We start from the raw sequence: 20,517 nt of genomic DNA on the forward strand, positions 1-20,517 counted from the left end.
TCCATTTGTCATTAGAAAGGAATTTTATGTCCATCATCCAAAAACTCTGGTGGTTTTTTAAATTAGAAAAACGCCGTTACCTAGTTGGAATTGTAGCTTTGGTTTTAGTCTCTGTACTAAACCTTATCCCACCGATGGTCATGGGGCGCGTGATTGATGCCATCACTTCGGGACGATTAACACAGGATGAGCTCCTGCTTCATCTCTTTTATCTCCTGCTGGCAGCTTTCGGGATGTATTACCTGCGTTATGTTTGGCGCATGTATATCCTAGGAACCTCCTACCGACTTGGACAAATCATGCGTTCAAGACTATTTGAGCACTTTACAAAAATGTCGCCTGCTTTTTATCAGAATTATCGAACTGGGGATTTGATGGCTCACGCCACCAATGATATCAATGCCCTGACTCGTTTAGCAGGTGGGGGTGTTATGTCTGCGGTGGATGCCTCTATCACAGCCTTGGTGACTCTCTTGACTATGCTCTTTAGCATTTCTTGGCAGATGACCTTAGTTGCCATTCTGCCCTTGCCATTTATGGCCTATGGGACTAGTCGTCTGGGGAGAAAGACCCATAAGGCTTTTGGCGAATCCCAAGCAACCTTTTCTGAACTTAACAATAAGGTTCAAGAGTCTGTATCAGGTATCAAGGTAACCAAGTCCTTTGGCTATCAGTCTGACGAGTTGGATTCTTTCCAGGAAGTCAATGATTTAACCTTCCAAAAGAATCTGCAAACCATGAAATATGATAGCCTCTTTGACCCGATGGTTCTGCTTTTTGTTGGTTCTTCTTATGCCTTAACTCTTTTGGTCGGTGCCTTTATGGTACAAGCGGGGCAGGTGACTGTTGGGAATCTGGTCACTTTTATCTCTTACTTGGATATGCTGGTCTGGCCTTTGATGGCAATTGGTTTTCTCTTTAATATCACTCAGAGAGGAAAAGTTTCTTACCAACGGATTGAGAGTCTCTTGTCTCAAGAATCACCTGTGAAAAATCCAGAGTCTCCACTTGACGGGATTGAAAATGGGCGTTTAGACTATGCCATTGATAGTTTTGCCTTTGAAGACGAGGAGACGCTGAGAGATATACATTTTAGTCTCGAAAAAGGGCAAACCTTGGGCTTGGTTGGGCAAACTGGTTCAGGAAAAACTGCTTTGATTAAGTTGCTCCTACGTGAGTATGATGTTGACCAAGGAGCTATTTATCTGAACGGACATGATATTCGTGACTATCGACTAGCTGACTTACGTAGTTTGATGGGTTATGTCCCACAGGACCAATTTCTCTTTGCTAGCTCTATCCTAGACAATATTCGATTTGGGAATCCTGACTTGCCTTTCTCAAAAGTAGAAGAAGCAACCAAGTTGGCTCAAGTCTATCAAGATATTCAAGCCATGCCCCAGGGATTTGAAACGGTTATCGGCGAAAAAGGTGTCAGTCTATCTGGTGGACAAAAGCAACGTCTGGCTATGAGTCGGGCTATGATTTTAAATCCTGATATCCTGATTTTAGATGATTCCTTGTCAGCTGTGGATGCTAAGACAGAGTTCGCAATCATCGATAATCTCAAGGAAACTCGCAAAGATAAAACGACTATCATCACTGCCCATCGTCTCAGTGCAGTTGTTCATGCAGATTTGATTTTGGTCATGCAGGATGGTCGCATCATTGAACGAGGTAGGCATGAAGACTTACTAGCCTTGGATGGTTGGTATGCCCAAACCTACCAGTCTCAACAGTTAGAAATGAAAGGAGAAGAAGATGCGGAATAAACAAGAACAATGGTCTGTATTGAAACGCTTGTTGTCCTATCTCAAGCCCTATGGTCTCTTAACCTTTTTAGCCTTAGCTTTTCTCCTTGCGACGACTGTTATCAAGAGTATTATCCCCCTGGTAGCTTCGCACTTTATCGACCAGTATCTACATAATCTCAATCAGCTTGCTGTTACAGTTTTGTTGGTTTACTATGGTCTCTACATTCTTCAAACTATTGTCCAATATGTGGGGAATCTCCTTTTTGCGCGCGTGTCCTACAGCATCGTTAGAGATATCCGACGTGATGCCTTTGCCAATATGGAAAAGCTAGGCATGTCTTATTTTGATAAGACACCTGCAGGTTCTATCGTCTCGCGTTTGACCAATGATACTGAGACTATTAGTGATATGTTCTCAGGGATCTTGTCCAGCTTTATCTCAGCAGTCTTTATCTTTGTGACGACTCTTTATACCATGCTTGTTCTGGACTATCGTCTGACAGCTTTGGTTCTACTCTTTTTACCCTTGATTTTCCTTTTGGTCAATCTCTATCGTAAAAAATCGGTCAAGGTCATTGAAAAAACTAGAAGTCTACTGTCAGATATTAACAGTAAGTTGGCAGAAAATATCGAAGGAATTCGTATTATTCAAGCCTTTAACCAAGAAAAACGCCTGCAAGAAGAGTTTGATGAGATAAACCAGGAACATCTGGTCTACGCCAACCGCTCAGTAGCCTTGGATTCTCTCTTTTTACGTCCAGCTATGAGTTTATTGAAGCTTTTGGGCTATGCAGTTTTGATGGCTTACTTTGGCTATCGCGGACTTTATATAGGAATAACAGCAGGAACTATGTATGCTTTTATCCAGTATATCAATCGTCTCTTTGATCCCCTCATCGAGGTAACGCAAAACTTTTCTACCCTTCAAACATCCATGGTGTCAGCAGGTCGTGTTTTTGCACTTATCGATGAGACCAACTATGAACCGGCCCAAGAAGATGGACAAGCAGAGATTCAAGAAGGAAATATTCGTTTTGAACATGTGTCCTTCTCTTATGATGGAAAACACCAAATTCTAGATGATATTTCCTTTACTGTCAATAAAGGAGAAACCATTGCTTTTGTCGGTCATACGGGATCGGGAAAATCTTCTATCATCAATGTTCTCATGCGCTTTTATGAATTCCAGTCAGGTCGGGTTTTCCTAGATGGTGTGGATATTCGAGAGTATAGTCAAGAGGAGTTGAGAAAAAACACCGGTTTGGTTCTACAGGACCCCTTCCTCTATCATGGAACTATCAAGTCTAATATCGCCATGTACCAAGAAATTAGCGATGAGGAAGTTAAGGCGGCAGCAGAGTTTGTGGATGCAGATGCTTTTATTCAAGATCTTCCTTTAGGTTATGATGCTCCTGTATCTGAGCGTGGTTCGAGTTTTTCAACTGGTCAACGTCAGCTTCTTGCCTTTGCTAGAACTGTTGCCAGTCAACCTAAAATCCTGATTTTGGATGAAGCAACAGCCAATATCGACTCTGAAACAGAAGCTCTGGTCCAAAATTCCCTAGCTAAGATGAGACAAGGTCGGACAACCATTGCCATCGCCCATCGCCTTTCTACCATTCAAGATGCTAATTGTATCTATGTTCTTGATAAGGGACGTATTATCGAAAGTGGAACCCACGAGGAACTCCTAGCATTGGGTGGAACCTATCACAAGATGTATAGTTTGCAGGCAGGGGCTCTTTCCTAAGGAAGAATTCCTTTAAAACACAGATTTCTTGCACTGCCTCTTTCATTTTGTGGTATAATGTAGAATGTTAATAAAGATTATATATAAAAAACAGAGGAGAATGTGCATGCTGAAATGGGATGAACTACCTCAAGAAATGCAATTGAGCGAGGTAAAACCATACTACCAGCTTGTGTCTAGAAGAAAAGGCTCACTGATTTTCAAGCGTTGTCTAGATTTGTTTCTAGCCGTAGTCTTGTTAGTCTTGACCTCCCCCTTATTTCTGATTCTAAGCATCTGGATCAAGCTAGATAGCAAGGGTCCAGTTATTTACAAGCAAGTGCGGGTAACCCAGTATAACCGACATTTCAAAATTTGGAAATTCCGGACTATGGTGACGGATGCTGATAAAAAAGGAAGTCTGGTAACTTCTGCAAATGACAGTCGTATCACAAAAGTTGGAAATTTCATTCGACGTGTTCGTTTGGATGAACTTCCACAATTGGTCAATGTTCTCAAAGGAGATATGTCCTTTGTGGGAACTCGTCCAGAAGTACCACGCTACACAGAGCAGTATAGCCCTGAAATGATGGCTACCTTGCTCTTACCTGCGGGGATTACATCGCTTGCTAGCATTAACTATAAGGATGAGGATGCCATTATCAGTCAAATGACTGCAAAAGGTATGACTGTTGACCAGGCTTATGTTGAGAGAGTCCTACCAGAAAAGATGCACTATAATCTAGCCTACCTACGTGATTTTAATTTCTTTGGAGATATCAAGATCATGTTCCAGACTGTATTTGAAGTTTTAAAATAAGTAGTCGCAAGATTGAAACCAATCAAAGGAGTAAAACAATGACAAAGTATAATATTCCATTTTCACCACCTGATATTTCCGAAGCTGAAATTGCTGAAGTAGCAGATACCCTCCGTTCTGGTTGGATCACAACAGGTCCAAAGACAAAAGAATTGGAGCGTCGTCTATCTGCCTATACTCAGACACCTAAGACAGTCTGCCTCAACTCTGCAACAGCAGCTCTTGAATTGATCTTGCGCGTGCTTGAAGTGGGTCCTGGCGATGAAGTTATCGTTCCGGCTATGACTTATACAGCATCATGTAGCGTTATCACTCACGTCGGTGCGACACCAGTTATGGTTGATATCCAAGATGATACCTTTGAAATGGATTATGACAAGCTTGAACAAGCGATTACTGAGAAGACTAAGGTTATCATCCCAGTAGAACTTGCAGGGATTATCTGTGACTATGACCGTTTGTTCCAAGTTGTTGAGAAGAAACGTGACTTATTTACAGCTACTAGCAAGTGGCAAAAAGTCTTTAACCGTATCGTTGTTGTATCAGATAGCGCCCATGCTTTGGGTTCAACATACAAAGGGCAACCAGCTGGTTCCATTGCAGACTTTACGTCATTCTCTTTCCACGCAGTCAAGAACTTTACAACTGCTGAAGGAGGAAGTGCTACTTGGAAAGCTAATCCAGCTATTGATGATGAAGAAATGTACAAGGAATTCCAAATCCTATCTCTTCATGGTCAAACAAAAGATGCTCTTGCCAAGATGCAACTAGGTTCATGGGAATACGATATCGTAACTCCTGCCTACAAGTGCAACATGACAGATATCATGGCTTCGCTTGGTCTGGTTCAGTTGGACCGTTATCCTGCTTTGCTACAACGTCGTAAGGACATCGTAGATCGCTATGACCGTGGATTTGCAGGGACTCGAATCCATCCATTGGCTCATGAGACAGATACTGTAGAATCTTGTCGTCACCTTTACGTTACCCATGTAGAAGGTGCTAGTCTCGAACAACGCAATCAAATTATCCAAGAATTGGCCAAAGCTGGAATCGCAAGTAACGTTCACTACAAACCGCTTCCGCTTTTGACAGCCTATAAAAATCTTGGCTTTGAAATGGCAAACTATCCTAAGGCCTATGCCTACTTTGTAAACGAGATTACATTACCGCTTCATACCAAATTAACGGATGAAGAAGTAGATTATATCATTGAGACTTTTGTCAAAGTTTCTGATGAAGTTCTAGGTGCTTCACAAAAATAATTAAAAAAATTAGTAAAAAATTAGTGAAAACGGTTGACAAAGAAAAAACAATAACATATAATTAACTCATCAAATCAGAAAAGTAATTATTTTTAATCTTCAGGGAGCCTGTGGTTACTGTGAACAGGTGGTTGGAACTAATGAAATTGGGCTGATTTTAAAAGTGAATTTGAAACAATGAAAATTCGGTAGGCACACCTTACAGTGCAACTTGTTGTTAGACAAGGCAGAGATGTAAAGAATATAGTTTCTTTACAATTGAGGTGGTACCGCGTTACAAACGCCCTCACATGGAAGTAAATTCCGTGTGTGGGCGTTTTCATATTTTGGAACAATGGAAAAGAGGAAAATTTTATGACAACAAAGGGATATTTTGGACAATTTGGTGGTAGTTTTGTACCAGAACCAATTCAGGCTTTATTAGATGAGTTGGAAGTGACTTTTGATAAATACAAGGATGATCCAGAATTTTTGGCAGAATATCGTCATTACTTGAAAGATTATTCAGGTCGTGAAACTCCGCTCTATTTTGCAGAAAGTTTGACGGATTATCTAGGTGGGGCTAAGATTTATCTCAAACGTGAAGATCTTAACCACCTTGGGTCACACAAACTTAACAATGTCCTTGGACAAATCCTTCTTGCTAAACGCATGGGTAAAAAACGTGTGATTGCAGAGACAGGAGCTGGTCAGCACGGTGTTGCGACAGCTGCAGCAGCAGCCAAATTTGGTATGGCATGTGATGTCTACATGGGGGCAGAAGATGTGGAACGTCAACGTCTCAACGTCTTCCGTATGGAGATGATGGGAGCGACTGTTCACTCAGTTGAAACGGGAACACGTACTCTGAAGGATGCGGTCGATGCAGCCTTTGGAGCATGGATGAATGACCTTGATGCTTTCTACGTTTTAGGTTCGGCTGTAGGTCCTCACCCTTACCCAACGATTGTCCATGAATTCCAAAAAGTAATCAGTGAAGAATCACGTCGTCAAATCTTGGAAAAAGAAGGACGTTTGCCAGATTACGTCATTGCCTGTGTGGGTGGTGGTTCTAATGCCATCGGTGCCTTTTCACAGTATGTAGCTGATGAAGAAGTTAAATTGGTTGGGGTAGAAGCTGCTGGTCACGGTCTAGATACTGACAAACACGCGGCAACAATGACCAAGGGTAGTGTCGGAATTGTCGATGGAATGAAAACCTATGCAGTCTTTGGTGAAGATGGAAATGTTGCACCTGTTTACTCTATCTCTGCTGGTTTAGACTATCCAGGGGTTGGACCAGAACACGCCTTCTTTAAAGACTCTGGTCGTGTAGAATATGTTGCAGCGACTGATGAAGAGGCTGTCCAAGCCTTGCTTCTACTTAGCAAGACTGAAGGAATTATCCCAGCTATTGAAAGCTCACATGCTATCGCTGAAGCAGTCAAACGCGCACCAAAACTAAGTAAGGATGAGATTATCATCATCAATGTCTCTGGTCGTGGAGACAAGGACGTAGCTGCTATTGCAGACTACCTTGAAGCTAAAAAATAAAAGATGGAAAAATTATAGCTATTTCTCTCACAGAGAGCTTGTGGTTGCTGAAAACAAGCAGAGAAAGCTGTAAGGTTGGGTCCATCTCAAACGAGAGAAGAATTCATAATTCTCAAGGGAGTGCCCTTTATCGCACAACCTGTTACAGGAGCTATCTGAGACAGGAATGAGAGATAGGAGAAATCCTATAATTGAGGTGGCACCGCGAATTTCGTCCTCACGCAAGTTATTTTGCGTGGGGATTTTTATATATGTATTATAGGTGTGGCTATTCAGTTTTAAATTATGCTTCATCAATATGTAGATTTCTATAAAATATTTGCGAACGATGTGAGCATCGAACCGCTATTTCCCGCCATGGTGGTATTCTAGAGAAGCAAAGATGCTTCTCTAGGACGGAATTTTTGAGACACATGGCTCAAAAATTAGGGATGAAATTTCGGAGAAAGTTGCTCCCGTCCGCACTATTTAAGGGAAATAGAAAAAAGATAAAAAATTAAAAATAAGGAACTGAAAGGGAAATTACAATGGAACGAATCATTCATGGAGATGTTTTATCACCAATCTTGGCGTATATGCGCTTAAACGGACAACACAAGGTTATACTTGAAAGTATCCCAAGAGAAAAGGAAAATGCTCGATTTTCTATCTTGGCCTATAATCCAGTTTTTGAGATTAAGTTTGAAAATGGAGTTCTTTATCAAAATGGGCAAGTGATTGATCGTGACCCCTTGGATTTCCTTTATGAAGTGACTCATAAGAGCCAGCACCATTCAGACCTACCTTTTGGAGGTGGAGCCATCGGATTTGTTGGCTATGATATGATTTCTCTCTATGAAGAAATTGGCCAGCTTCCTGAGGATACGATTGGGACACCAGATATGCATTTCTTTGTTTACGAGAGTTATATGGTATTTGACCACAAGAAAGAAAAAATTCATATCATCGAGGATGCTCTTTACAGTGATCGAAGCAATGAAGAACTAGAAGCGGCTTTGGATCAGGTTTTAGAGGAGTTGAAAATCCCTGCTCCAAACGAATTTGAAGACTTGGACGTTTCTCCACTTCAGTTTAGACCACATATTGCACCTCAGAAATTTGAAGAAATGGTAGAAACAGCGCGCGACTTGATTCGCAATGGAGATATGTTCCAATGCGTGCTCAGTCAGCGTTTCTCAGCAGAAGTAACTGGAAATCCTTTTGACTTCTACAGAAATCTCCGAGTGACAAATCCATCAAATTACCTCTACTTTTATGATTTTGGAGATTATCAAATTATTGGTGCCAGTCCTGAGAGTTTAGTTTCCGTAAAAAACGGCACTGTAACAACCAATCCGATTGCAGGTACGCGACCTAGAGGTTCCAATGACGAGGAAGATGCAGCATTAGCTAGTGATTTACTTTCTGATGAAAAGGAGACGGCAGAACACCGAATGCTAGTGGACCTAGGACGCAATGATATCGGACGAATTGCTGAAACAGCAAGTGTCCAAGTAACCAAGTATATGGAAGTGGAACTTTTCCGTTATGTCATGCATTTGACCAGCGTAGTAAAAGGACGTTTGTTACCAGAACTGACTGCCATGGATGCCTTGAAAGCGACTCTTCCGGCAGGAACAGTTTCTGGTGCCCCTAAGATTCGGGCTATGAAACGCATCTATGAGTTGGAAACAGAGAAGCGAGGCGTTTATGCCGGAGCTATCGGTTACCTTTCAGCAACTGGAGAAATGGACTTTGCCATTGCAATTCGAACCATGATTCTAAAAAATAAAACAGCCTATGTGCAGGCTGGAGCAGGAATTGTTTATGATTCTATCGCTCAAAACGAATACCAAGAAACGATTAATAAAGCTAAATCTATGACTAGAATGGGAGAACTAAGACCATGATTTTACTGATTGATAATTATGATTCATTTACCTATAACCTAGCCCAATACATCGGGAATTTCGCAGAAGTTCAGGTTTTAAGAAATGATGATCCAACCCTTTATGAAGAAGCTACAAAGGCAGATGGACTGGTCTTTTCTCCTGGTCCAGGTTGGCCAGCTGATGCTGGGAAGATGGAAGAAATGATTCGTGATTTTGCAGGTAAGAAACCGATTCTAGGGATTTGTTTGGGGCACCAGGCCATCGCAGAAGTCTTTGGTGGCAAGTTAGGCTTGGCTCCAAAAGTCATGCATGGCAAGCAGAGTCAGATTCGTTTTGAGACTCCATCCGTTCTCTATCAAGGAATCGAGGACAATCGTCCAGTCATGCGTTACCACAGTATTTTAATTGAAGAGATGCCAGAAGAGTTTGAAGTGACAGCTCGTTCGACAGATGACCAAGCTATTATGGGTATTCAACACAAAAACTTGCCGATTTATGGCTTGCAGTATCATCCAGAAAGTATTGGAACGCCAGATGGCCTATCTTCTATTCAGAATTTTATCGAGAAAGTTGTAAAGTGAGGGAAATAAAATGAAAGAAATTATTGAAAAATTAGCGAACTTTGAAGACCTATCAAGTGTTGAAATGACAGATGTGATCGAACGCATCGTAACAGGGCGAGTGACAGAAGCACAAATCGCTTCACTCCTTTTAGCCCTCAAGATGAAGGGAGAAACACCTGAGGAAAGAACAGCACTCGCTCAAGTTATGAGAGGACATGCTCAACACATTCCAACCAACATTCAAGATGCTATGGATAACTGTGGTACGGGTGGAGATAAGTCATTTAGCTTTAACATCTCAACAACTGCAGCCTTTGTCTTGGCAGGTGGTGGCATCCACATGGCTAAACATGGAAATCGTTCTATCTCTTCTAAATCTGGTTCAGCAGATGTCTTGCAAGCTTTGGGAATCAATATTGACCTCAAACCAGCACAATTAGGTAAGGTATTTGACCAAACAGGAATCGTCTTTCTCTTTGCCAAAAACATGCACCCAGCTATGAAATATATCATGCCAGCACGCTTGGAATTGGGAATTCCAACCATCATGAATTTAACAGGTCCACTCATTCACCCAATGGTCTTGGAAACACAGCTTCTAGGAATTAGTCGTCCAGAACTTCTAGAAAGTACAGCTCAGGTTTTGAAAAACATGGGTCGCAAACGTGCTATCGTAGTAGCTGGTCCAGAAGGATTGGATGAAGCTGGTTTGAATGGTACTACCAGCATTGCCCTTCTTGAAAATGGAGAAATTACTTTGTCAACCTTTACCCCAGAAGATTTAGGAATGGAACACATTGCCATTGAGGACATTCGTGGGGGAAATGCTCATGAGAATGCAGCCATTCTTGTTAGCGTTCTTAATAACGAACCAAGTCCATTCTTGGAAACAACAGTTTTAAATGCAGGGCTTGGTTTTTATGCCAATGGTAAGGTAGATAGTATCAAAGACGGAGTTGAAATGGCACGTCAAGTGATTGCCAGTGGTAAGGCCCTTGAAAAACTCAGACTATTACAGGAGTATCAAAAATGAGTCAGGAATTTTTGTCACGTATCTTAGAGCAGAAGGCGCGTGAAGTTGAAAAGATGGAACGAGAGGAGCTTCAACCCTTGCGTGAAAGCTATCGCTTAGCTGAATATTTGAAAAACCATCAGGACCGCTTGCAAATTATTGCAGAGGTCAAGAAGGCGAGTCCAAGTATGGGTGATATCAACCTGGATGTGGATATCGTTCAACAGGCCCAGACTTACGAGGCTAACGGCGCTGTTATGATTTCTGTTCTGACAGATGAAGTTTTCTTCAAAGGTCATTTGGATTATCTTCGTGAGATTTCCAGTCAGGTACAGATTCCGACGCTGAACAAGGATTTTATTATCGATGAAAAGCAAATCATCCGAGCTCGCAATGCAGGTGCGACAGTTATCTTGCTCATCGTAGCGGCTTTATCAGAAGAACGCCTCAAGGAACTGTATGACTATGCGACAGAGCTTGGACTAGAAGTGTTGGTGGAAACTCATAATCTAGCAGAGCTAGAAGTTGCCCACCGTCTGGGAGCTCAAATTATTGGTGTGAATAATCGTAATTTGACTACCTTTGAAGTTGACTTGCAGACTAGCGTAGACTTGGCCCAATATTTTAAGGACGATTGCTTCTACATTTCTGAATCTGCTATTTTTACAGAAGTAGATGCGAAACGAGTTGCACCCTACTTTAATGGAATTTTGGTAGGAACAGCCCTCATGCAGGCAGAAAATGTAGCCCAGAGAATCAAGGAGTTGCAAATTGACAAAGGTTAAGATTTGTGGACTATCGACCAAAGAAGCGGTAGAAACAGCTGTGTCAGCTGGAGCAGACTACATCGGTTTTGTCTTTGCTCCTAGCAAAAGACAGGTGACCTTGGAACAGGCCGCTGAGCTAGCTGAGATTATTCCTACATATGTAAAAAAAGTTGGCGTATTTGTTTCACCAAGTCGGGAAGAATTACTAGATGCGATTGAAAAGGTTGACTTGGATTTGGTACAGATTCATGGTCAGGTGGCAGATGATCTATTTGAGAGTCTGCCTTGTGCCAGCATTCAGGCTGTGCAGGTGGATGGAGATGGTCATGTACCAAGTTCACAGACAGATTATTTACTCTTTGATGCCCCTGTGGCAGGAAGTGGTCAAACCTTTGACTGGGGGCAAATGGATACGACAGAACTATCTCAGTCTTTCTTCATCGCAGGCGGGCTCAATGAGGATAATGTAGAAGAAGCAATTCAACACTTTACTCCCTTTGCAGTAGATGTATCAAGTGGAGTAGAATCAAACGGACAAAAAGATCATGAAAAGATTAGAAGATTTATAGAGAGGGTAAAACATGGCATATCAAGAACCAAATAAAGATGGATTTTACGGGAAATTCGGTGGACGTTTTGTCCCAGAAACATTGATGACAGCAGTATTGGAATTAGAAGAGGCGTATCGTGAAAGTCAGGCAGACCCAAGTTTCCAAGAGGAGCTAAACCAACTTTTGCGCCAGTATGTAGGTCGTGAAACACCTCTTTACTACGCAAAAAACTTGACCCAGCATATCGGCGGAGCTAAGATTTACCTCAAACGTGAAGACCTCAACCATACAGGTGCCCACAAGATTAACAATGCCTTGGGACAAGTTCTTCTCGCTAAACGCATGGGCAAAAAGAAAATTATCGCTGAAACTGGTGCCGGTCAGCACGGTGTAGCAACTGCAACTGCTGCGGCCCTCTTTAACATGGAATGTACTATCTATATGGGTGAGGAAGATGTTAAACGCCAAGCCCTCAATGTCTTCCGTATGGAACTTTTGGGAGCCAAGGTGGAAGCTGTAACAGATGGTTCACGCGTGCTCAAAGACGCGGTCAATGCAGCCCTTCGTTCATGGGTAGCCAACATCGATGATACCCACTATATCCTTGGTTCTGCCTTGGGGCCTCATCCTTTTCCAGAAATTGTGCGTGATTTCCAAAGTGTTATCGGTCGAGAAGCAAAACAACAGTACCGTGACTTGACAGGGCAAGATTTGCCAGATGCCCTAGTAGCCTGTGTTGGTGGTGGTTCTAATGCTATCGGTCTCTTCCATCCATTTGTGGAAGATGAATCTGTAGCTATGTATGGAGCTGAAGCGGCAGGACTTGGTGTGGATACAGAGCATCACGCAGCTACCTTGACCAAGGGTAGACCAGGTGTTCTACACGGTTCGCTCATGGATGTTCTCCAAGATGCCCATGGACAAATCTTAGAAGCCTTCTCTATCTCAGCAGGTTTGGACTACCCAGGTATCGGTCCAGAACATTCTCACTACCACGATATCAAGCGTGCGACCTATGTTCCTGTGACAGATGAGGAAGCCTTGAAAGGCTTCCAACTCTTGTCTCGTGTGGAAGGGATTATCCCAGCGTTGGAGTCTAGTCACGCTATCGCCTTTGCGGTGAAATTAGCCAAAGAACTTGGTCCAGACAAGTCTATGATTGTCTGTCTATCAGGTCGCGGGGACAAGGATGTAGTTCAAGTCAAAGATCGCTTGGAAGCAGACGCAACAAAGAAGGGAGAAGCTCATGCCTAAGACACTAACAAAAAAACTGAATGCTATAAAAGTGACTGGAAAGGGAATTTTCGTTCCCTATATCATGGCTGGAGATCATGAAAAAGGTTTGGATGGTCTCAGTGATACAATTCACTTTTTAGAAGACTTAGGTGTTTCTGCCATTGAGGTAGGAGTTCCTTTCTCGGATCCGGTTGCAGATGGTCCTGTTATCGAAGAAGCAGGCTTGCGCAGTCTAGCTCGCGGAACCTCTACCCAGGCTTTGGTTGAAACTTTGAAAACCATTGAAACAGAAATTCCGCTTGTCATCATGACCTACTTTAACCCCCTATTTCAGTACGGTGTGGAGAAATTGGTTAAAGATCTTGCTGATACAGCAGTCAAGGGCTTGATTATTCCAGACCTCCCTCATGAGCATGCTAACTTTGTAGAGCCATATTTGGCGGATACTGACATTGCTTTGATTCCTCTAGTCAGCTTGACGACAGGAATTGACCGTCAAAAGGAACTCATTGAAGGGGCAGAAGGATTTGTCTATGCCGTTGCTATCAACGGGGTGACAGGGAAATCAGGAAATTACCGAGATGACTTGGACAAGCACTTGTCTCAACTTCATCAAGTGGCTGACATTCCAGTTTTAACAGGATTTGGTGTATCCACTCAGGCAGATGTAGAACGCTTCAATGCTGTATCAGACGGTGTTATCGTCGGTTCCAAGATTGTTAAGGCTCTGCATGAAGGACAAGTAGCAGAAATCGCTGACTTTATCCGAGAAGCAGTAGCTTACCAAAAATAATCACGCAAGCAGCAAGTAAGAGGAAAGGCACAAAAGGAAGTCTTTCCTTTTTCTTTAGCAGGAGAAAGGCTAGAATGCCGGTTGTAGAAGCAAATTGAATGAGAATCAGTATTTCTGTAAGTGTAAAAACTAGGGAACAAGAAGACAGAAATAGAAAATCACCTGCCCCAATGCGAATATCAATAACTTGGGCAATAATTCCAAGAATCAAGAAGAAAGCCATGATCAGATTCCAACTAGAGCAAAGCATGAGGATTAAGTGAAAAGCTAGCCAAACGATCAAGGGGTATTCTTGATGACGAAAGTCATAGATGCCCAAGGTTAAGCCAGCAGTGATTAGGATGACTTGGCCTAAGGTTAGAAATTCCCAAGAAAAAGCTAGAAAGAGCAGTCCAAAGCACAACTCAAAGAAAACATACCAGAAAGGATATCGTACCTTGCAATAGCGACAACGAAAGCGCCCAATTACTTGAGAAACAATTGGAATCAAATCCATAGGTCTCAAGCGAGTCTGACAAGAATCACAGTGACTAGCAGGAAAGACGATGGATTGTTCAGGGAAGCGATCAATGACCAAGCCTAGAAAGGAAGCAAGAATCGTTCCAACAAGAAAAAAGTAAAGATGAATCATACTTATTTATTCGGAAAAAATAAGAGAAAGAGTATAATAGTTGGATGTAGGAGAAGTTATAGGAGCAAATATGAACATTCACTTTGAAAAAGGACTTCAGTTAGAAAATGCTAAACTCATTTGTCAGTGGTCTAATGCTTTGGGAGAAAGTTTTCAGAAGCAATGGATGGGGCCAAAGATTTCTTATCCCTTGATTGCCCAATCCTTGCAAAAGATGGAAGGGATTTTTTCCATTTTTGTTGGAGAAGAGTTTGTAGGCATCATCCAGAAAATCAAACTAGAAGATAAAAATCTTCATATTGGAAGATTTCTCATAGCTCCACAGAAGCAGGGAAAAGGAATAGGTAGGAAAGCTCTCCAAGGCTTCGTTCAAGAAATGTTTGAAAATGAAGAAATAGAAAGTATTTCCCTAACAGTTTTTGAGTCAAATCAAATAGCTAGAGACCTATACCACAAAGAGGGATTTGAAATTGTTCAAACTATTGAAGTTCCTGAACGTAAATACATAATGAGAAAATTTAGGTAAGAACTAAATAACACTGGAAATTGTCCCCTTACAATTTTTAATTCTCAAACTTGTTGCAGAGAAATTTTCTTGATAAAATAGATACATGACTAGATATAAAGCTGTAATTTCTTATGATGGCTACGCTTTTGCCGGTTTTCAGCGGCAACCTCATGCGCGTAGTGTTCAGGAGGAAATTGAAAAAACTTTAACCAAATTAAATAAAGGACAAGCTATTACCATTCATGGCGCTGGGCGAACGGATAGTGGTGTTCATGCATTAGGTCAGGTCATCCACTTTGATCTTCCCTATCAGATGGATGAGGAAAAACTTCGTTTTGCTCTCGATACCCAAAGTCCTGAAGATATCGATGTGATTTCGATTGAGATTGTGGCCGATGATTTTCATTGCCGTTATGCCAAGCATAGCAAGACCTACGAGTTTATCGTAGATAGAGGACGTCCTAAAAATCCCATGCGTCGCCATTATGCGACTCATTATCCTTATCCACTAGATGTGGAGCGGATGCAGCTTGCTGTAAAAAAACTCGAGGGGACACATGATTTTACTGGTTTTACGGCATCAGGGACTAGTGTGGAAGACAAGGTAAGAACGATTACGGAAGCTAGTCTTAGGGTTGATGAAACAGGGCAGTTTTTGACCTTTACCTTCTCTGGCAATGGCTTCCTCTATAAGCAGATTCGAAATATGGTTGGAACCCTGCTTAAAATTGGTAACAATCGGATGCCGATTGAACAGATTGACCTCATCTTGGAGAAAAAAGACAGACAGTTGGCTGGCCCAACTGCAGCACCCAATGGTTTGTATTTGAAGGAGATTCGTTATGAAGAATAATCGTATTTTAGCACTTTCAGGAAATGATATTTTTAGTGGTGGCGGATTGGCTGCTGACCTTGCCACCTATACTTTGAATGGTTTGCATGGATTTGTAGCCATGACCTGCTTGACTGCTTTGACAGAAAATGGCTTTGAAGTCTTTCCAACTGATGAAACTATTTTTCAACAACAGTTGGATAGCCTCAAGAGTGTAGACTTTGGAGGGATTAAGATTGGTCTCTTGCCGACAGTCGGTGTTGCTGAGAAAGCCTTGAATTTCATCAAGGAACGTGAAGGAGTTCCAGTAGTCTTGGACCCTGTATTGGTTTGTAAGGAAACGCACGACGTTGCAGTCAGTGAGCTCTGTCAAGAGTTGATTCGCTTTTTCCCTTATGTATCTGTGATTACTCCGAATCTTCCTGAGGCAGAATTGCTTGCGGACCAAAAGATTGAAACCTTAGAAGATATGAAGGCTGTAGCCAAAAAATTACATGATTTTGGTGCACCAGCAGTGATTATCAAGGGGGGAAATCGTCTCAGTCAGGATAAGGCTGTGGATGTCTTTTATGATGGAGAGAATTTTACCATTCTTGAAAATCCAGTCATTCAAGGACAAAATGCTGGTGCAGGATGTACCTTTGCATCTAGTATTGCCAGCCAGTTAGTCAAGGGAGAGGAACTCTTGCCAGCAATTGAAAGTTCCAAGGCCTTTGTTTACCGAGCTATTGCTCAAGCAGATCAATATGGAGTGAGACAATATGAAGCAAACCAAAACAACTAAAATCGCCCTAGTATCCATCTTAGCAGCCAGTTCGGTTGTATTAGGTTATTTTATTAAAATCCCGACACCAACTGGAATTTTTACACTTTTGGACGTTGGAGTCTTCTTTACAGCTTTTTACTTTGGCAGTCGTGAAGGAGCCATTGTCGGAGGTTTAGCAGGATTTCTCATTGACCTTATTTCAGGTTATCCTCAGTGGATGTTTTTTAGCTTACTTAATCATGGTTTCCAAGGCTATTTCGCAGGTGTTAAAGGGAAATGGCAATGGCTAGGCTTAGTCTTGGCGACTCTTTTCATGGTAGCTGGTTATGCCTTGGCATCAGCTTGGATGAATGGTTGGGGTGCAGCTATTCCAGAAATCATCCCAAATCTCTTGCAAAATATCGTTGGAATGACTCTAGGATTTCTTCTTTGTCATAGTGTAAAGAAATTTAGATAATCGTGAAAAAGAGAATCCTCTGCGGGAACTATTGAAAAAACTCTGATTATTTGCTAAAATGAAAGTTATGAAAACACTCTATGATGTGCAACAATTTCTCAAACAGTTCGGTATCATTGTCTACATGGGGAAACGTCTCTATGACATTGAACTGATGAAGATTGAACTATCTCGAATCTATGATGCAGGCTTGATGGACAAGTTAGATTATTTAGAAGCGGAAGCTGTTCTTCGTAGAGAGCACAAACTAGAATTAGACTATTTAGAAAAAAATGGAGATTAAGTATTATGGTAACTTGGGTTTTGTGGGGACTTGTCGTAGCGATGTTGGCATGGATGGGGTACAACTATCTTCGCATTCGTCGTGCAGCGAAAATCGTAGACAATGCAGAGTTTGAGTCTTTGATTCGTACAGGTCAGTTAATTGACTTGCGTGATCCAGCTGACTTCCACAGAAAACATATCCTCGGAGCTCGTAATATCCCTTCAAATCAATTGAAGACAAGTCTTGCAGCGCTTCGTAAGGATAAACCTGTCCTTCTTTATGAGAACCAACGTGCGCAACGTGTTACAAATGCAGCGCTTTTCTTGAAAAAACAAGGTTTCTCAGAAATCTATATCCTCTCTTATGGATTGGATTCTTGGACTGGGAAGGTTAAATCTAGTTAACAATGTGAAAACAACTTGTCACATATGTTTAATATAGAAAACCGATTTTTTATGGTATAATAATTTATATAAATTTTAAGGAGTTTTTATTATGCAAGAAAAGAAAAAAGCATCGCTTGTTTTAGGTATCCTATCTATTGTCCTTGGTTTGTTATCTCCAATCGTAGGTCTTATTTTGGGTATCATTGGATTAGTATTGGGTAATTCACACCAAAATCAATCTGGACTAAATTATAAAACAGAAAAAATTCTCAATATCGTAGGGATTGTTATTTCAGTCCTTAACTGGATTGCAGGATTCATTTTGATGATGCACTAATCAGGATTCTAACAAAAAAAGCTTTATTTTTAAAGCTTTTTTGTTTTACCCATTTTTCGTTAAGTGATTTTTAATCATTTCTAATTCTTTTGGTTAGGGATGGTTACAGAGAGGAAATACTTGTTACCTAATAGATAAAGCCGATTTGTATGGTATAATGATTGCGTAATTAGTTTAAGGAGATTTTAGAGCATGCAAGAAAAGAAAAAAGCTTCACTTGTTTTGAGTATCCTATCTATCGTCCTTGGATTGCCATCTCCAATTGTAGGACTGATTCTAGGTATCGTTGGACTAGTCATGGCTAATTCAAGTCAAAAAGAATCTGGTCTAGACTTTAAAAGAGAAAGAATCCTAAGTACCGTGGGGATCGTAGTTTCTGTCCTTAGCTGGATTGTGGACATCGCTTTATTTTATAGCTTAGCAAGAATCTAAAAAAGCTTTATATTTAAAACTTTTTTATTTTATACAATCTTCTCGAAGTAGGTATCAATCATTTCTAATATTTCCTGGCTCAGGGGAAAAGATATTTACTGCATAATAGATAAAATCGCTTTGTATGATATAATGAATCTGTAATAAATTTATGGAGTTTTTTAATATGAATACACAAGAAAAGAAAAAATCTTCGCTTGTTCTGGCTATCATATCTATCATAGTTGCCTTTGGATTTCCAGTGTTAAGTATTTTTGTTGGAGTTTTTGCTTTGGCCTTGGCTAATTCACATCAAAAAGAGTCTGGACTAGACTATAAGAACGAAAAAATTCTCTCTATTATAGGGATTGTGTTAGGGGTTGTGATTTCTGCACTTATCTGTATCGCACTTATCTCACAACTTTCGGGAATTCATTAAAATAGCTTCGTATGGTATAATTAATTTGTATTAAATTTTAAGGAGTTTTTCAATATGTAAGAAAAGAAAAAACCATCACTTGTTTTAGGTATCCTATCTATTGTGCTCGATTTGCTATCTCCAATTGTAGGTCTGATTTTGGGAATTTTGATTTACTTTGGCTATGGCTATCGTCATTCGGAAATAGAAGTGAAAGAAAAGTAGTGTAAAAAAGTTTTTTTAAAACAGAAAGTAGAAGGAGAAAAGAATGAAGAATGTTAATCTAACGAAAAAAAAGAAAGTTTGGCTGATTGCGCTTGCTTTACTTGCCCTGATCTTACTTGCCATTGTGATCAATATCCAGCTGAATCAACCCGAACATATGAGCGCTGACTATGTTGGCCTTTGGAAGTCAAGGTGGCATGAGGAAAATAAAGAATGGCTCTATCCTCTGAAAAATATCTGTCTTGTTATTTTGGCAGTTCTAGCTGGTTCGGGTCTCATGATTGCATTTTCCAAGAGTGAGAAATGGAAATAAGATTTATGAGAATGAGGCAATTCAGCCCGATGTTCTAACAGACCAGTCTTTAGAAGAGGCGGAGTCCTGGTTGAAGAAACAGTTAGGAGAATAGTTTATTGAAAGAGGCTGGGACAAAAGTCCTAGCCTCTCAGACCGAAGACAAACATTCCAAATGGTGTTTGTCTTTTTCTGTTTGTCAGGCTAAAATGCCATCTTTTGCTAGAATAATGGTCATTTGAACAAAATAAAAAGTTTTCCCCACCCTCATTTTTACTAGTTTTTTGAGATTCAAATACGCTAAAGTAAGCCCAACCTTATCTTCCATCTTGGACTTGCTTTTCTCTCTTGTATAACGGAGGTTGTGGTATTCTTTGGCGGTCCCCAAGAGCCTCTCAATGGTTTCTTTGTGCTTCTTATAGAGTTCCTTCATCCCTCTTTGGTGTCGAATCTCTTCACAATATTCAAGCGCATCTTTCCATACATGCCTTGTGATGACTTTCTGCTGATTCTGGCTCTGGGTACAGACAGATAATAGAGGACAGGCGACACATACTGTTGGATCACTCTTATACTCACGGTAGCCTGCTCTAGTCGTCGTGCGATAGGCTAATACTTGATTCTCTGGACAGAGGTAACAGTCATAGAAGGCATCATAAACAAAATCACTGGGTCTTAAGTTCCCCCTTACTCCCTTGGGGCGGGTATAGGGGAAGACAGATGAAAAGGCTCAATCTTGGCAAAGAGGGTAGGGAAAGCCTGACTATCATGAACATTTCCTGCTTCAACCGTATAAGCCAAGGCCCAACCATGCTTATCACACGCTACTTGGGCAGAATAGGCAAATACTTTCTTGTGTTCCCCCTTGTGGAACCAACCACTCTCAGGATCTGTCCTTGAGATTTTCTTTTCTCTAGCCTCGCTTTCTTTTGTGGGCTTTAAGGACTTTTTTTCGTGTTTTCTCCTATCTAAATCAATCTCAACTTCCAATTGGCGAAGAAAGTGATCTTCTGGGACCAATTCGTCTATCGTATAGAAGCCATATTGGCAGCGATGATAATCAGGTTTTTCTTTGTGAAACATAGGGAGTACCTC

Annotated in this window: 23 protein-coding genes, 1 pseudogene and 2 other annotated features; of the genes and pseudogenes, 22 read left to right on the forward strand and 2 right to left on the reverse strand. The window is 41.1% G+C overall.

Features of this window, described 5'->3' with window-relative positions:
- Positions 1-26 precede the first annotated feature (26 nt).
- The 12 genes from HMPREF1481_RS02170 to trpA all read left to right on the forward strand — a co-directional run bounded on the left by HMPREF1481_RS02170 (position 27) and on the right by trpA (position 13,894).
- On the forward strand, positions 27-1,772 hold the full coding sequence (locus tag HMPREF1481_RS02170) for an ABC transporter ATP-binding protein (RefSeq protein ID WP_016465470.1): 1,746 nt from the start codon (positions 27-29) through the stop codon (positions 1,770-1,772).
- The gene (locus HMPREF1481_RS02175) at positions 1,762-3,504 is read left to right on the forward strand and encodes an ABC transporter ATP-binding protein (RefSeq protein WP_016465471.1); all 1,743 of its coding nucleotides are present in this window, start codon (positions 1,762-1,764) and stop codon (positions 3,502-3,504) included. Before HMPREF1481_RS02170 ends, HMPREF1481_RS02175 begins: the two co-directional genes overlap by 11 nt.
- Positions 3,505-3,610: 106 nt before the next feature.
- Entirely contained in the window at positions 3,611-4,303 is a 693-nt protein-coding gene (locus HMPREF1481_RS02180; RefSeq protein ID WP_016465472.1) for a sugar transferase, read from the forward strand.
- Between the two features lie 38 nt (positions 4,304-4,341).
- Positions 4,342-5,568, forward strand: a complete 1,227-nt coding sequence (locus HMPREF1481_RS02185) for a DegT/DnrJ/EryC1/StrS family aminotransferase (protein ID WP_016465473.1) — start codon at positions 4,342-4,344, stop codon at positions 5,566-5,568.
- A 60-nt stretch (positions 5,569-5,628) separates the two neighbouring features.
- Positions 5,629-5,859, forward strand: a binding site (T-box leader).
- A gap of 63 nt (positions 5,860-5,922) precedes the next feature.
- Positions 5,923-7,101, forward strand: coding sequence for a tryptophan synthase subunit beta (trpB, locus tag HMPREF1481_RS02190; protein ID WP_016465474.1), 1,179 nt, complete (start codon positions 5,923-5,925; stop codon positions 7,099-7,101).
- Positions 7,098-7,323 (forward strand) — a binding site (T-box leader). Its footprint overlaps the gene before it by 4 nt.
- Before the next feature lie 305 nt (positions 7,324-7,628).
- Positions 7,629-8,990 (forward strand): anthranilate synthase component I, encoded by a 1,362-nt coding sequence (gene trpE / locus HMPREF1481_RS02195; RefSeq protein ID WP_016465475.1) that lies wholly within the window; start codon positions 7,629-7,631, stop codon positions 8,988-8,990.
- Positions 8,987-9,553 carry an aminodeoxychorismate/anthranilate synthase component II gene (locus HMPREF1481_RS02200; RefSeq protein WP_016465476.1) on the forward strand — a complete coding sequence of 189 codons (567 nt, stop codon included), beginning with the start codon at positions 8,987-8,989 and terminating at the stop codon, positions 9,551-9,553. Before trpE ends, HMPREF1481_RS02200 begins: the two co-directional genes overlap by 4 nt.
- A gap of 10 nt (positions 9,554-9,563) precedes the next feature.
- On the forward strand, positions 9,564-10,568 hold the full coding sequence (gene trpD, locus HMPREF1481_RS02205) for an anthranilate phosphoribosyltransferase (RefSeq protein ID WP_016465477.1): 1,005 nt from the start codon (positions 9,564-9,566) through the stop codon (positions 10,566-10,568).
- Complete coding sequence (gene trpC / locus HMPREF1481_RS02210; protein WP_016465478.1) at positions 10,565-11,332, forward strand: indole-3-glycerol phosphate synthase TrpC; 768 nt, start codon at positions 10,565-10,567, stop codon at positions 11,330-11,332. The genes trpD and trpC overlap by 4 nt, the downstream gene beginning before the upstream one ends.
- On the forward strand, positions 11,319-11,918 hold the full coding sequence (locus tag HMPREF1481_RS02215; protein ID WP_016465479.1) for a phosphoribosylanthranilate isomerase: 600 nt from the start codon (positions 11,319-11,321) through the stop codon (positions 11,916-11,918). The genes trpC and HMPREF1481_RS02215 overlap by 14 nt, the downstream gene beginning before the upstream one ends.
- Positions 11,896-13,119, forward strand: coding sequence for a tryptophan synthase subunit beta (trpB, locus tag HMPREF1481_RS02220; RefSeq protein WP_016465480.1), 1,224 nt, complete (start codon positions 11,896-11,898; stop codon positions 13,117-13,119). The genes HMPREF1481_RS02215 and trpB (HMPREF1481_RS02220) overlap by 23 nt, the downstream gene beginning before the upstream one ends.
- Positions 13,112-13,894, forward strand: a complete 783-nt coding sequence (gene trpA / locus HMPREF1481_RS02225; protein WP_016465481.1) for a tryptophan synthase subunit alpha — start codon at positions 13,112-13,114, stop codon at positions 13,892-13,894. Before trpB (HMPREF1481_RS02220) ends, trpA begins: the two co-directional genes overlap by 8 nt.
- Here trpA and HMPREF1481_RS02230 read toward each other — a convergent pair.
- Positions 13,863-14,525, reverse strand: coding sequence for a prepilin peptidase (locus HMPREF1481_RS02230; protein WP_016465482.1), 663 nt, complete (start codon positions 14,523-14,525; stop codon positions 13,863-13,865). The two genes, trpA and HMPREF1481_RS02230, sit on opposite strands and share 32 nt — an antisense overlap.
- 70 nt (positions 14,526-14,595) lie before the next feature.
- Between HMPREF1481_RS02230 and HMPREF1481_RS02235 the strand changes: the two genes are divergently transcribed.
- The 10 genes from HMPREF1481_RS02235 to HMPREF1481_RS02280 all read left to right on the forward strand — a co-directional run bounded on the left by HMPREF1481_RS02235 (position 14,596) and on the right by HMPREF1481_RS02280 (position 19,443).
- On the forward strand, positions 14,596-15,051 hold the full coding sequence (locus tag HMPREF1481_RS02235; protein WP_016465483.1) for a GNAT family N-acetyltransferase: 456 nt from the start codon (positions 14,596-14,598) through the stop codon (positions 15,049-15,051).
- Positions 15,052-15,136: 85 nt separating this feature from the next.
- Positions 15,137-15,886, forward strand: a complete 750-nt coding sequence (gene truA, locus HMPREF1481_RS02240; protein ID WP_016465484.1) for a tRNA pseudouridine(38-40) synthase TruA — start codon at positions 15,137-15,139, stop codon at positions 15,884-15,886.
- Positions 15,876-16,649, forward strand: a complete 774-nt coding sequence (locus HMPREF1481_RS02245) for a bifunctional hydroxymethylpyrimidine kinase/phosphomethylpyrimidine kinase (protein ID WP_016465485.1) — start codon at positions 15,876-15,878, stop codon at positions 16,647-16,649. Before truA ends, HMPREF1481_RS02245 begins: the two co-directional genes overlap by 11 nt.
- Positions 16,627-17,088, forward strand: a complete 462-nt coding sequence (locus HMPREF1481_RS02250) for an ECF transporter S component (RefSeq protein WP_016465486.1) — start codon at positions 16,627-16,629, stop codon at positions 17,086-17,088. The genes HMPREF1481_RS02245 and HMPREF1481_RS02250 overlap by 23 nt, the downstream gene beginning before the upstream one ends.
- A gap of 58 nt (positions 17,089-17,146) precedes the next feature.
- Positions 17,147-17,371 carry a YqgQ family protein gene (locus tag HMPREF1481_RS02255; RefSeq protein ID WP_016465487.1) on the forward strand — a complete coding sequence of 75 codons (225 nt, stop codon included), beginning with the start codon at positions 17,147-17,149 and terminating at the stop codon, positions 17,369-17,371.
- Between the two features lie 5 nt (positions 17,372-17,376).
- Positions 17,377-17,757, forward strand: coding sequence for a rhodanese-like domain-containing protein (locus HMPREF1481_RS02260; protein ID WP_016465488.1), 381 nt, complete (start codon positions 17,377-17,379; stop codon positions 17,755-17,757).
- Positions 17,758-17,848: 91 nt separating this feature from the next.
- Positions 17,849-18,076 (forward strand): hypothetical protein, encoded by a 228-nt coding sequence (locus tag HMPREF1481_RS02265; RefSeq protein WP_016465489.1) that lies wholly within the window; start codon positions 17,849-17,851, stop codon positions 18,074-18,076.
- A gap of 192 nt (positions 18,077-18,268) precedes the next feature.
- Positions 18,269-18,508 carry a hypothetical protein gene (locus HMPREF1481_RS02270; protein WP_016465490.1) on the forward strand — a complete coding sequence of 80 codons (240 nt, stop codon included), beginning with the start codon at positions 18,269-18,271 and terminating at the stop codon, positions 18,506-18,508.
- Between the two features lie 166 nt (positions 18,509-18,674).
- Positions 18,675-18,926 carry a hypothetical protein gene (locus HMPREF1481_RS02275; protein ID WP_016465491.1) on the forward strand — a complete coding sequence of 84 codons (252 nt, stop codon included), beginning with the start codon at positions 18,675-18,677 and terminating at the stop codon, positions 18,924-18,926.
- Between the two features lie 247 nt (positions 18,927-19,173).
- Complete coding sequence (locus tag HMPREF1481_RS02280) at positions 19,174-19,443, forward strand: hypothetical protein (protein ID WP_016465492.1); 270 nt, start codon at positions 19,174-19,176, stop codon at positions 19,441-19,443.
- Between the two features lie 205 nt (positions 19,444-19,648).
- Here HMPREF1481_RS02280 and HMPREF1481_RS10595 read toward each other — a convergent pair.
- A pseudogene (locus tag HMPREF1481_RS10595) lies at positions 19,649-20,415 on the reverse strand (transposase); the annotation flags it as partial.
- Positions 20,416-20,517 lie beyond the last annotated feature (102 nt).

The organism is Streptococcus sp. HPH0090, from assembly GCF_000411475.1.
GTDB lineage: Bacteria > Bacillota > Bacilli > Lactobacillales > Streptococcaceae > Streptococcus.

Excerpts from the sequence above, each read along its gene's own strand:
- HMPREF1481_RS02170 (WP_016465470.1), top strand. The coding sequence starts at position 27 with ATGTCCATCATCCAAAAACTCTGGTGGTTTTTTAAATTAGAAAAACGC.
- trpB (WP_016465474.1), top strand. The coding sequence starts at position 5,923 with ATGACAACAAAGGGATATTTTGGACAATTTGGTGGTAGTTTTGTACCA.
- HMPREF1481_RS02250 (WP_016465486.1), top strand. The coding sequence starts at position 16,627 with ATGAAGCAAACCAAAACAACTAAAATCGCCCTAGTATCCATCTTAGCA.
- HMPREF1481_RS02255 (WP_016465487.1), top strand. The coding sequence starts at position 17,147 with ATGAAAGTTATGAAAACACTCTATGATGTGCAACAATTTCTCAAACAG.
- HMPREF1481_RS02280 (WP_016465492.1), top strand. The coding sequence starts at position 19,174 with ATGAAGAATGTTAATCTAACGAAAAAAAAGAAAGTTTGGCTGATTGCG.
- HMPREF1481_RS02200 (WP_016465476.1), top strand. The coding sequence starts at position 8,987 with ATGATTTTACTGATTGATAATTATGATTCATTTACCTATAACCTAGCC.
- trpD (WP_016465477.1), top strand. The coding sequence starts at position 9,564 with ATGAAAGAAATTATTGAAAAATTAGCGAACTTTGAAGACCTATCAAGT.
- HMPREF1481_RS02245 (WP_016465485.1), top strand. The coding sequence starts at position 15,876 with ATGAAGAATAATCGTATTTTAGCACTTTCAGGAAATGATATTTTTAGT.
- HMPREF1481_RS02230 (WP_016465482.1), bottom strand. The coding sequence starts at position 14,525 with ATGATTCATCTTTACTTTTTTCTTGTTGGAACGATTCTTGCTTCCTTT.
- HMPREF1481_RS02275 (WP_016465491.1), top strand. The coding sequence starts at position 18,675 with ATGAATACACAAGAAAAGAAAAAATCTTCGCTTGTTCTGGCTATCATA.
- trpA (WP_016465481.1), top strand. The coding sequence starts at position 13,112 with ATGCCTAAGACACTAACAAAAAAACTGAATGCTATAAAAGTGACTGGA.
- HMPREF1481_RS02180 (WP_016465472.1), top strand. The coding sequence starts at position 3,611 with ATGCTGAAATGGGATGAACTACCTCAAGAAATGCAATTGAGCGAGGTA.
- HMPREF1481_RS02175 (WP_016465471.1), top strand. The coding sequence starts at position 1,762 with ATGCGGAATAAACAAGAACAATGGTCTGTATTGAAACGCTTGTTGTCC.
- HMPREF1481_RS02235 (WP_016465483.1), top strand. The coding sequence starts at position 14,596 with ATGAACATTCACTTTGAAAAAGGACTTCAGTTAGAAAATGCTAAACTC.
- HMPREF1481_RS02260 (WP_016465488.1), top strand. The coding sequence starts at position 17,377 with ATGGTAACTTGGGTTTTGTGGGGACTTGTCGTAGCGATGTTGGCATGG.
- trpB (WP_016465480.1), top strand. The coding sequence starts at position 11,896 with ATGGCATATCAAGAACCAAATAAAGATGGATTTTACGGGAAATTCGGT.
- HMPREF1481_RS02270 (WP_016465490.1), top strand. The coding sequence starts at position 18,269 with ATGCAAGAAAAGAAAAAAGCTTCACTTGTTTTGAGTATCCTATCTATC.
- trpC (WP_016465478.1), top strand. The coding sequence starts at position 10,565 with ATGAGTCAGGAATTTTTGTCACGTATCTTAGAGCAGAAGGCGCGTGAA.
- trpE (WP_016465475.1), top strand. The coding sequence starts at position 7,629 with ATGGAACGAATCATTCATGGAGATGTTTTATCACCAATCTTGGCGTAT.
- truA (WP_016465484.1), top strand. The coding sequence starts at position 15,137 with ATGACTAGATATAAAGCTGTAATTTCTTATGATGGCTACGCTTTTGCC.
- HMPREF1481_RS02185 (WP_016465473.1), top strand. The coding sequence starts at position 4,342 with ATGACAAAGTATAATATTCCATTTTCACCACCTGATATTTCCGAAGCT.
- HMPREF1481_RS02265 (WP_016465489.1), top strand. The coding sequence starts at position 17,849 with ATGCAAGAAAAGAAAAAAGCATCGCTTGTTTTAGGTATCCTATCTATT.